Here is a 10,795-nt window from a genome sequence, read left to right on the forward strand (position 1 = left end):
GAGACTTCGGGCCGACGCGAAAGCCAAAATGCTTCATGGCAAGCGCCGAAAAGCGTGCGCGTTGCCATTGTGATGTCCTTTCGGCACGCGCCGCGGCGCTTTCAGCCCGCCGCGTCCGCGCCGCCCAGCCGCATCCGGTATCGCTTTCCCTCCAACGTGGAATTTCAAACGGTCGGTAGCGACTATACATCTGAGCATCTGTCTGGAGCGCCGGCACCGCATCGCGAGTGCCGACGAGAACCATGCTGATCTGCAGGTCATTCGCGATATATTTGAGCAGATTGCGATGTGCGCTGCTCTCTATACGTACCGGCGAGCAGATGATGTACCTCATCGACAATCAGTACCCTGGGCGCGACGCGTCGCAAAATGTCACGAGTGAGTCTCTCCAGCGAAGCAAGACCCGCTGCGGGATTGTGGGGAGCGCCGAGTTCGAACAGCAGTGCGGCCGTCCAACGGGGCGATACATCAGATCAATACCGTACTCGCGACAGCCACTTAGAAGCGCCCGGCTCTTGAACTCAGCAGCATTTTCGAGATGCAAAGTGCGAGGAATACCGCGCATGGGCCACTCTGCCTCGGCCCGAATCTTTGCAAGCCATGGGGTCTTGGACAGTGCAACTCTTGTAAGGAGCAACCCAACCGCCGCACCCGGTCTTTCCATGCCGACGTAAAAGCCAATTACGCATCGCGTGGCAACGTCCAACGCAAACGAAAGCCACGGGCGGCCGATCACCTTTCTGTCCAGCTCGCTGACGAGCAGGACATCCGCTTATGTACGGTCGACCTGCACAATGTCCAGCGCATGTTGAGCCCGGAAAGTTCCAGGCGCAATCTGCGACTCTGGGAGTGCAGCACGCCTCAGCGCGTCCTGCTCGCGATGCTCTGACCATCGCCGGGCCACAGTTGAGCGGCTGGGAGGCTCTACCCCCGCGGCAACGCATCGACGTCGAATCTCAAGCACAAGATCGGTTGCAGGATGCGCTAATTCACGCTGCGCCGGTAGCCAATTTTGCACAACCTCTTCGATTATGTTGTCGGCGGCCGGAATTAAACGGCGACCGCCCGGCGTCGGACCACGTTGCTGCGGATCGAGAGCGCTGGTCACTGGGTCTCCAAAAATCGCTGCCGCAGCCGATAGACAGTTGTCCAATGGAGGTCAAACAGCTGACCGGCACGCTTCTCCTGAGCTCGCGTCAGCGGCCCCGCCCAAGCGGTCATAACACGGCCGCTACTTTCTTGGCACGACTGTCTGTCTCGTCAGAGGATGCCATGGTGCCCTCGCCCGCGCTCTTGATCGCGCTAGCGGAATTAAAGGACATCGCAGGCGTGCTAGCGAAATTAACGGCCGTCGCCCGCCTGGACTGTTGTGGCCATGCAACGGAGGCGTAATCGCACAAATCGGGCTGCATCGCTTGTCCGGCGCCAAGTTCGGGCCTTTCCGCTGCTAGCAAAATCCGCGGTCATGGCTAGCAGAAACTGCGAGCGGCCAACAGCATTCGCCATTTACGGACTCGAACTGTATGTTCTGTACAGGCGGAACCACCGCGGCACCCTGCGAGTACGCAATAAAGCCCATGCTCGACCATGCGCGTCGCGCGCGCCACGTCAAAGCGCGCAGCAATCTTGTTTCGTTTCCAGACTCTCATTTCACCGCTCCAATGAATTTTTCCAGCGAGATATTCCGGCCGCAGAGCACAACGGCTACTGCGCTCCCCTGATACTCTGGCGCCTTCCTGAGCAACTTCGCCAGCGCGACGCCTGCGGCCCCTCCACCATCCATCCGTCGGTCTGGGCGATCCGTTTCATCGCTGCCCAGATTTCTTCTTCGGTGACGAGTGCGGTGTCCGTGATGACCTGCTGGCTCATACCGAAGGTGATCGTGTCCGGATCGATCCCTCCCGCGGTGCCATCGGAAATGGTGTCGAGTTCCTCGGCCTCGACGATCTTCCCGGCTTTCAGGCAACGGTAGAGGGCGGTCGAGTTGGCAGACCAGCAACGGGTCACTGCCGTCGAGGGACGCAGTTTCCGCAGCACGGTTCCGACGCCTGAAATCAGCCCCACGCCGGCCACCGCGACGAAGACGGCCGACAGGTCGAGGCCATGTTCGCGGGCCTGCCCGTCCAGCTCCATGCCAACGGCCCCCTGCCCGGCAATAACGTCGATGTCGTTGTAATGCGACACGAACGTCATGCCCTTCAACTGCGCCTGGCGGGCTGCTTCAAGTTCAACGGCGAGGGACGTATCGTCAATCGTCACGACGGTCGCCCCCAGCGCGCGAATCGCAACGAGCTTGACTGGCGATGCCGCGGAGACGGTAACGGGCACGTCGCCACGACGTCGAGCAGACGCGCCTTGTTCCATGCGCGGCGAAACTTGAACGAGCCTGTGTGCTGCAGATGCTCGCATTTCAGATAGACTTCGCAGTCGGCGAGCTTCCACAGGCCGGGACTGTACGAAAGGGGCGTGAGCGCAACCTGCGGGCGAATCGCACAGTGCGCGTCCGTAATTCTGGCAAACAGATCGTCTGGCATCGATATTTTCTTGTTGAAAGGCAAAGGGTACGTATATGCGCTGGCGAGGTAAGCCGTGAATCGCCTCCCTTGAAGGTGGCAGTCACGCGGCGATATCAGAAACTTGAGTGGACCGTCCTGCAGCGTTGCAGGCCTTCCCGGTACGTCAAAACGTCTCAATAATCGGCTGCGCCCGGGTTGACCCAATGAGTAATCGGAAGCACGAGTGCGCAACCGGCGCCTATGCGACAACGACGCGGTTACGCCCCAGATGTTTTGCACGGTAGAGCCGCTCGTCGGCCGCACGCAGAATCGTATCGACGGTGTCGCCGTCGCGACCAAACTGCGAGGCACCGACGCTGACAGTCACTTCGCCGCACCGCCCGCTGCCGCCCCGAAAACACTGCCGGCGATCATCGAGCGGATACGTTCGCCTGTCGCGAGCGCCGCGTCCAGACCGGCCCGCGGCAACAGCACCATGAATTCCCCACCGCCCACCCGTGCGACACCGTCGTAGGGGCGGATTGCCTCAATGCATTTCTGCACGAATTCGCGCAGCACCGTGTCGCCTGCCTGATGTCCGTACGCATCGTTGATCGCCTTGAAGTAATCGAGGTCGAGCGCGAGCAGCGAAAACGGCGCACCGCCTCGCCGTGCGCGTTCGATCTCGGCTTCGACACGTTCGATGAATTGCCGCCGGTTGGCCGCGCCGGTGAGCGGATCGGTGGCAGCCAGGTGCTCGAGCCTTCTATTGGTCCGTTGCAGTTCCTGCAGCGCACTTTCGGTGCGGTTCATGGCCTCGGCAAGCCGCGCCATCAGTTCTTCCTGGCTGTAGATCGTCGCAAACGAGCGCGTCGTCTGAAATGCCTGCACCACGCCATGGCTAAGCAGAAAGAATCCCCCGGCGAAAATCGCGTGTGCAAGCCACCACATGTGGTTCCACGGCCGCCCCAGAATGAAGGCGAGCGACGACAGCGCAAACGACGTCACCGAGATGGCGAACATGACCATCAGGGGTGTGCGGATGCGTCGCAGCAGCAGCACCAAGACGTTCAGCGCGGAAAAGATCATGGCGCCCCCTTCCATCGACAGGCGGACCACTAGGGTCCCGGCGACGGGGCTGTAGGCGATCCCGGCGACCGCTAGGTCGACGAGAACGAACGGCGCGATCCACTTGAGCCAGCCGCGCCAGTCGGTGCGCCTCTCGATCGAATCGGCCGGCTGGCTGTACGAGAGCAGCCCGACCAGCAGCAGGGCCGACATCACGAGGCGCGATGCCGGGCCATAGAGCAGGAACAGCCAGATATTGTGGTGCGCCATGCCGGTGAAGGCGCCGTGCAGGGCATAAATGAGGACGAAGCCGAGAAAACCCAGCGTCAGCCAGCGTAACAACGGCTCGCCGGAAGACCGGTAGCACTGCCAGGTGACGTAGGCGACGAACAGCCCTTCAAGCGTTGCGGCCGCAATCGCGATTTCGTGGAACAGGTGGTTCTCGAACCTGAGCGTGGGATCCTGGAAGGAAAACAGGTAAGCGATCAGGCAGGCGGGCATCAGCGCAAAGCCAGCTAGCACGAATCGGGCATAGAGCTTCATGATCAGCGTTACCGCCGCCGGTGAATCACGCATCTCAATCGTGGCGCTCATGCCCCGCTCCTCGCTGATATTTACCGTAGTTTCGCAGGCACCGCCGGCATGCCTGCCGCAATTTTAAGCGAATCAGAGAGGTCTGGTTTGCGCCGCACAGCACCATCAGAACCAAAGCCCAACCTCACATGCCGATCGCCATCAAATACTGCACAAGTACATTGCATTCCCTTGGACCAAATACCGTCCGATGATGGACCACTTCTCCCGGGTCCGACGTTCGGCACGGTGTGTTGTCAAACGCTCGCTGTCCGACGCATGCAGGAGATCCATTCAGTAACGAGCACCCGGTGCACCCTGTCCGCGGATGTGAACAGAACCACGACTATCCTGGACGGATTGCCCTCAGGTCTGCACAAACAGATCAGCGCCAGCCTGGATGGACTGCCAGAAGTCGTCTTCTTTCTCTGGCGTGCTCGACAGGTTCCAGAGCGTGTACATCCAGACCTGGTTCCCGTTGCCAAGCAGCAGGCCGCTCCAGCCCGTCACCGAGGCGTACGCGGTATCGCACTTCACCGTGGATGCGATCGCGTCTCCGGCTACTGTGCCGGAGAGTGGTCCTGTAGCATACTGCCCGTCGCTGCTCACGGCGCTCTCGTACGTGCCACTGAAATTCTCGCCGTCAAACTGAACGATCGTCATGATCGAGCCCAGTTCATTCTCCCACTTGCCAACCAGTTCGGGCGATGTGGCCTTCGCATCCCGCGCGCCGCTTGAAAGCGGACGAAGTGTCTTTCTGTCAATCAACATGTCTTTCCCCTTCTAGCCAGTCACAATTCACGACAGAACACTCGCCACGCATTCCAGACATCAACCCTCTACGCGCAGCAGAACGCACAATTTCGCGCCCGGCAAGCGTTACTTCTTGACGGACGTATTCGCAGATGCGTAACGAAGTGGCACGTGGCGGCCAAGCGCGGAAAGATCAAGGCGATGCAGGGGGGGCCGCTGAAGAATCTGGTGATCGCGCTTGAGAAAACCAAGGCGCAAATCCGCGCTCGGGTCGAGTATCCGTTTCATATCATCAAGAACCTGTTCCGTCATCGCAAGGTGCGCTACAAGGGATTGGCCAAGAACACAGCCTGTTCGGCTTGGCGAACTTGGTGATCGCGCAAAATCTGTTGCGCTCGGTTCATGGCAGCAATCCGTCTTGTGTGTGAAAAATGAGAGAAGTGAAACCCGTTTTCGTGCCAAATTCACCGAAATTAGCGTGGTTTCACTTCGTCATTCGAAAAATGCGAACTAGCGCTGCCGAAAATCTCGCGGGCTGCCCCATTAATCAGCGCTTCCCTAGTGTGACGCTGTGTCTGGAATTACATGACCAACTTCACCGCTGCCAAAAGGTTCTACGGGATTTGGTTTTACGGGATGGAACCGTCGAACAAGATAGAAGCTACAACCCGAGCCGGCCACCGCGGTGCATTCAAAGTAGCTTTGACCGTAAAGATCATGTTTCCGAAGCCACATGCTTGGATTCACCCCTAAATTCGGTGGGGGAGGTGTTGGTTTGAATTGAAGAATTGCAATGCGGCCGTTCGTAAGAACGAACGCGCAGTTTACTACCGCTGCGGACCCACTATCACTATCCTTCGCGGGATAGAAGGTAGCAAAGAAAAATCTCGCGATGCTACCCGCATCGTCCGGCGCAACGCCCAACCACATTCCCTCAGCCTCGTTGGGGAATGCTTTAGCTGTATAGAAAATTCCGTCCTTACTAATCTCAGAGCGGACTGGGCAGCGTTCGAACGTTTGAGACGACGCGTACCACGATGCGCCAAGAGCGATGGTAAATGCCAAAATTCTTTTCTTCATAGACTAGATTCCTGGGGAGGATATCCGGCGAATAATTCAAAACCGACCGATTTTAAATTTTGCATACGTAAGAGCGCCTCACGAACGTAGCCAATCCACTATCCATCGTGGCGTATGCGCCGCAGAGTCTGCTAGCAGGTTGGTCGTCGGCGGGCGTGTGCTAGCCGCAATGCAAGACCGGTTTGCCTACACGACTCAGGCAGCAACGCGACAATGCGCGGCCTTGCCGGGTGGCGCACTCTTCAGGTAGCGGTCGAACCACCGCAACATTTCGTAGACCAGCTGTTCGTTCGATTCGCGCGCGCTGTATCAGTGTGGCTCATGTGGCAGGACCACCAGTCGGGTAATACCACCGTTACTGCGGATCGCCTCGTAAAGGAGGCTGGCTTGTTGCGGCGTCGTGCCGGGGTTCGCGTCGTCGGCGCCGTGCACGATCAGCAAGGGAGTCTTCAATCTGTCTGCATAGAAGAACGGCGACGTCTTGAGGTAGATGTCTTGCGCTTGCCAGACCGTGCGCCGCTCATTCTGAAACCCGCATGGAGTGAGCGTCTTGTTGTACGCGCCGCTCGTAGCGACGCCCGCACGAAACAGGTTTGAATGCACCAGTAGGTTCGCGGTCATCAGTGCGCCGTGGCTGTGCCCGGTCACCCCAATCCGGTCCGGGTCCGCCACGCCGAGCCGAACCGCCTCGTCCACCGCGGCCTGTGCGTCGGCGACGAGCTGCTCCATGTAGGTATCGTACGCGCGCTTTGGTCGCCAATGATCGGGATGATGCGTTGTCGATAATCGCGTAGCCGGCCAGCAGCAGCAGGCAGTGCACTGTGAGCTGCGTGAAGGTCTCCTGCGAGGCGCTGGTCTGGCCGGCCTTCGATTCGTCGGCATAGTCATGAGGATGCGCATACAGGATAGCCGGTACGCGCGTGCCTTCCTGGTAGCCACGCGGCGGATAGAGCGTAAAAGACAGCTCTACGCCATCCGCCCGCTTGTATTTCACCAGACGCTTTCTGATCTGCCGGACAGCGGGCGTTGCGTCTATCTGTGTGATCGCCGCCCTCGACGACGTCCACGTTGCCTCGCGTGCCGGCGCGGCGACCGCGGCATCGAGTGTGCGCACGCAAACGATGGGCGGATCGGTCGGCGACTGATGCCACGCGAGAAACGAGCGGCTGTCGTCTCCCGTGAACGCGAAGAAGGACTCCAGACTCGACTTGTCGCTGCGAAACAGTCGCTGGGTCTTGAGCGGCGCACGGTCGAGAAACGGCCGGTCGCCATCGGGCGACGCGCCGGTACCCGCGAGGAAAATTGAATCGTCATCCTGACGGATAACTGGAAAGCCATTCGGCATCACACGCATTACCGGTCTTCCGGGAGCTGCATATTTTTCGCGGGACGACATGTCCCACAGTACACGCGGCGCGGGATCGCGCGCGTCGAAGTTGATGAGATGGGCGCTCCACCATTCACGATTGATGTCGTATTCGGTCAGCAGTGCCAGATCCGACTGCGCTGTCCATCTTTCGCGCTCCCTCAGAGGACGCGATGTGATTTTATGCGCAACGACATCTGAGGGATCTGAAATGTCCCACACGGCAAGGTCGCGTGGGAAGCGCGCCACAGTCGTAAGGTACGAGTACGGCTTCTGTATAGTCGACACTAGCACATGCCGTCCATCCGGTGCTGGACGGATCCCATGTAGGGGCCGAGCGCGCCAACCGGCGCAACGCTCATATCGCGAATGCGGACCACTCCGAGTTGGGATGTGGCGTAGTGGTCGAAGAGCGCAACGTCGTGTGCGTCCTTGAGCGTATCGCGTGCCTCGTAGGTACTGCTCTCGCCCGACCTGCCGTCCGATTCCTGGATGACCGGCCCTTCCGGCGCGGCAGGCGGCGGGCCAAGGTGCGCGGGAACGAGCTTTACCAGCAGCGTGTGCTGATCCGGCATCCACTGGAACTCACTCCCTAGCATCGCGTTCAGTCGCACGCCCGGCACCTGACGCACTTCGCCAGTGTCGCCGTCACCTATCCACACTTCGACAGAACTCGCCGTCACGTTTTCGAACGCGAAATGCATGCCATCGGCGCTCCACCGCGGGTATCCCGCGCAAGCCTTTTCCGGCAGCGCCACGGGGTGCGTTGCACCGCCTGGCACCTGCACGAGTGCGAAGCCCGTCGCGCAGCCCCGGATGCCGTTGCCGCCGGCGTTGTCGCTACGGCTGTGGTTGCCGGGCTCCACACGCCCGCCCGCGAGGCGCAGGAATGGCTTTGCCAACCGTGCGATGGAAGAATACCTCTGCCACGATACAAGCAGCATTCGGGTGCCAGCAGCGCTAAGGAAGGGCACGGGGAGCGATGGCGCTAGCATCACGTCGAGGATCGGCTTCGGCGGCCGATCGTAGCCGGAGGACGACGACGTCATCGCCGCGCCCGATGCTGGCGCAGACTGCGCAACCGTGCTTGGCCTCGGAAGAAAAACGCCGCTGTCACCGCGGTGACAACGCAGTCATCGACTATCGTTCCCAGAGGCTTTGCCTGCAATTCGTATGGTCTGCTTTGCTGCTTGCTCGTCACTTCAATCTACTCCAGTTGGTCGACGACGAGAATATGCAATAGCTGGGCCAACCCGACGATATGCGCATCGATCAACAAGGAACTCCCAGCGCAGCCGCCCCTGAACACGGCTGCTGCATGCCAGTATGACTCGGCCAATGGAGCCTGGTTACCAGCAGGTAGCGTGACGCATTTCTTCCAATTGTGACGACGGATGTTGGTTATGTCGGCTTCCGGACAAAGCGCTGCTCGAAAGCAGAAAGACCAAAGGCTCGGAGCTGAGGCTCAGTCCGACGTTCTGAAGAGCCAGGGACAGTCTGCAAAAGTCCTCGCGTTGAAGTCTGATTGTCCTATCCTGGAAGAACGCGAATTGAAGGAGTTCCTCGATGAGACAGCTCGGTCTTGGCCTGGATCTTTCAAGGAAACGCACGCGCAAGCGGGAGTTTCTCGATGAGATGAGGCGCGTTGTGCCATGGTCGAGGTTGATTGCGTTGATCGCGCACCATCCGAAGGGTAAGCCTGGAAGGCCGCCGTTTCCGGTTGCGACGATGCTGAAGATTCACTTCATGCATGTATGGGCGCGTTGACGTGTTCGACCTCGAAGCTGCGGACCTCGAGCTTCTCGAGACGATCGCGCGCGAGTATCGCGCCGGCGCTCGTGTGCCGGGGCTGGCGTTCCCGGAACAGGCCCTGCGCCCGCATGTAACGGCGCATGGTGGTGTACGACGGCAGGTTCGCAGCCCCGAGCGTGACCTTGAGGTTGTGAAGTGCAACTGGCAGGTCCAGCCGGGATGGTCGCGGTACTGCGTGCGGATCGCCTGTACCGTCTGCGGCGACAGGCTTGCGCCAGCGCCGCTGGGGCGCTTGCGGTTGCGCAACCTCGCCACCGGATAGTGTGGCGCCTTGCGGGCCTGAAGAACCATCGCTCGATGGTCGATCGGCCGAACTGAATATCGTCGCCAGTGACGGGATGACGCCAGCGTCTGGCGGCCAGCGCGGTGACGAGTTCGCGCATTTGCCCTGACTCGGGCGGTGCTGCAAGCAAGGGGCCGACGATCGCAAAGCGCAGGCGCGCCCAACGATCCCGCACGGATGAATCGTGAAGTTCAGTCATACGTTCTCCAAAGATGCGGTGTACCGCGCCGCGATTCAGGGAAGAGGCGAGACTACAAGCGCCGTTCGGAGGGAGCGCGCGAGAAGTTCCGCGGGCGGCTACCGTCCCTCACGCACGGTGCTCATGGGCGGCTGCCAGTGAGCGGTGAGAGCCATCGCAGCAGGCAGAGCAAGGGTTCAGGCTGTAACGTGTCAGCAAAGCGCTCGAGCAGGCTTGCCGGCGCCTGGGCGATCTCGATCGGCGGCACGAATGCCGCCCGCCAAAGCGTCCAGAACGGCGTGCTGACGGAGTCGGTCTGCCACCACTGCTGCTGTTGTCGCTCGCAATTTCCGCTAGCGGCGTCCACAGCAGCGCTAACCTGTCCGCTAATTCGGCTAGCTTACCGACTCACGGCCAGTTCTCAATTGCGCACTTCCTGCAATCCGCGGCTTCAAAGTGCGTAGTTGGCCAATCTGCCGTGTGCCGCCCGACTTTCGGTAGCTCATCCGTAGACAGATCAGCGACGCAGCTACGCCAGACGGTAGCGTCTGCCGATTCCAGATCACCACGGCATTGGGGATAGCGCTTTTCGCTGATCATGGCTTCTATCATAGCGTTTGCAGCCCTTTCCGGTTCTCTGAGTTCGGCCTCAATCTTCGCGACCTGTTTGTAGGCTTTGCTTGTATACTCGCCGTCTAGCGCGATTGCCGCGCGCAACTCATCCAGCGCTTTCGTATGTTTTCCCTGCAATTCCAGTGCTTCGCCTAGACTGTCATATGCCTCGGCGTAGCGGGGATCGTATCGAATGGCCGCTTCGAACTCGCGCTGGGCCAACTCTGCTGGCCGAGTGTTTAATCGTAGTAACGAATCTGTCGGTATGTATTCTCGGTTCGCGTATTTGAGGTACTCGCGTCCGAGCGCATTGTGTCCGGCGGCGAAGCGATCTCGCTCGACGGTTACGCGCCGATATTTTTTGAGCGCTTCATTATCGCAAGCGGTTCTGGTGCAAATAGGTAGACGGGTTGAGAAAGCTCATATAGGTAGGACGGCTTATTGATCAAACAGAACCGCATTCCATACGGCGGGCGCAGCGGCCTCCTTGAGGCCGAGCTTCGCGAGATCGAACTGCCCCTTGCGAATACAATGCGTCAACTCGATTCCTGCAATCGTGGTCGCTGCGCTCCCGA

At 59.9% G+C, this 10,795-nt stretch carries 7 protein-coding genes and 4 pseudogenes; 3 read left to right on the plus strand and 8 right to left on the minus strand.

Going from position 1 to position 10,795, the window contains the following annotated elements:
• The 4 genes and pseudogenes from AB3X98_RS41660 to AB3X98_RS41675 form a co-directional block, all read right to left on the minus strand.
• Positions 1-443 (minus strand): annotated as a pseudogene (locus AB3X98_RS41660) (TniB family NTP-binding protein); the annotation flags it as partial.
• Between the two features lie 1,261 nt (positions 444-1,704).
• The gene (locus tag AB3X98_RS41665; protein WP_342949935.1) at positions 1,705-2,364 is read right to left on the minus strand and encodes a pyridoxal-phosphate dependent enzyme; all 660 of its coding nucleotides are present in this window, start codon (positions 2,362-2,364) and stop codon (positions 1,705-1,707) included.
• 390 nt (positions 2,365-2,754) lie between these two features.
• A pseudogene (locus tag AB3X98_RS41670) lies at positions 2,755-4,157 on the minus strand (GGDEF domain-containing protein).
• Positions 4,158-4,502: 345 nt separating this feature from the next.
• On the minus strand, positions 4,503-4,907 hold the full coding sequence (locus tag AB3X98_RS41675) for an avidin/streptavidin family protein (RefSeq protein ID WP_368607125.1): 405 nt from the start codon (positions 4,905-4,907) through the stop codon (positions 4,503-4,505).
• A 144-nt stretch (positions 4,908-5,051) separates the two neighbouring features.
• On the opposite strand from AB3X98_RS41675, the pseudogene AB3X98_RS41680 reads away from it, so the two are divergent.
• A pseudogene (locus AB3X98_RS41680) lies at positions 5,052-5,317 on the plus strand (transposase); the annotation flags it as partial.
• Positions 5,318-5,447: 130 nt separating this feature from the next.
• On the opposite strand, the gene AB3X98_RS41685 reads toward AB3X98_RS41680, so the two are convergent.
• The 3 genes from AB3X98_RS41685 to AB3X98_RS41695 form a co-directional block, all read right to left on the minus strand.
• The gene (locus AB3X98_RS41685) at positions 5,448-5,969 is read right to left on the minus strand and encodes a DUF3757 domain-containing protein (protein WP_368607126.1); all 522 of its coding nucleotides are present in this window, start codon (positions 5,967-5,969) and stop codon (positions 5,448-5,450) included.
• Positions 5,970-6,278: 309 nt separating this feature from the next.
• Complete coding sequence (locus AB3X98_RS41690) at positions 6,279-6,869, minus strand: alpha/beta hydrolase family protein (RefSeq protein WP_368607127.1); 591 nt, start codon at positions 6,867-6,869, stop codon at positions 6,279-6,281.
• Between the two features lie 753 nt (positions 6,870-7,622).
• Positions 7,623-8,237, minus strand: coding sequence for a hypothetical protein (locus AB3X98_RS41695; RefSeq protein ID WP_368607128.1), 615 nt, complete (start codon positions 8,235-8,237; stop codon positions 7,623-7,625).
• Positions 8,238-8,901: 664 nt separating this feature from the next.
• Between AB3X98_RS41695 and AB3X98_RS41700 the strand changes: the two are divergent.
• Both AB3X98_RS41700 and AB3X98_RS41705 read left to right on the plus strand, forming a co-directional pair.
• A pseudogene (locus AB3X98_RS41700) lies at positions 8,902-9,084 on the plus strand (IS5/IS1182 family transposase); the annotation flags it as partial.
• A gap of 19 nt (positions 9,085-9,103) precedes the next feature.
• The gene (locus AB3X98_RS41705) at positions 9,104-9,409 is read left to right on the plus strand and encodes a hypothetical protein (protein ID WP_368607129.1); all 306 of its coding nucleotides are present in this window, start codon (positions 9,104-9,106) and stop codon (positions 9,407-9,409) included.
• Positions 9,410-10,016: 607 nt separating this feature from the next.
• Here the strand turns inward: AB3X98_RS41705 and AB3X98_RS41710 are convergent.
• Entirely contained in the window at positions 10,017-10,442 is a 426-nt protein-coding gene (locus AB3X98_RS41710) for a tetratricopeptide repeat protein (protein WP_368607130.1), read from the minus strand.
• Positions 10,443-10,795 lie beyond the last annotated feature (353 nt).

It is taken from the genome of Paraburkholderia sp. BR14312, assembly GCF_040948675.1.
Classification (GTDB): Bacteria; Pseudomonadota; Gammaproteobacteria; order Burkholderiales; family Burkholderiaceae; genus Paraburkholderia; species Paraburkholderia nodosa_A.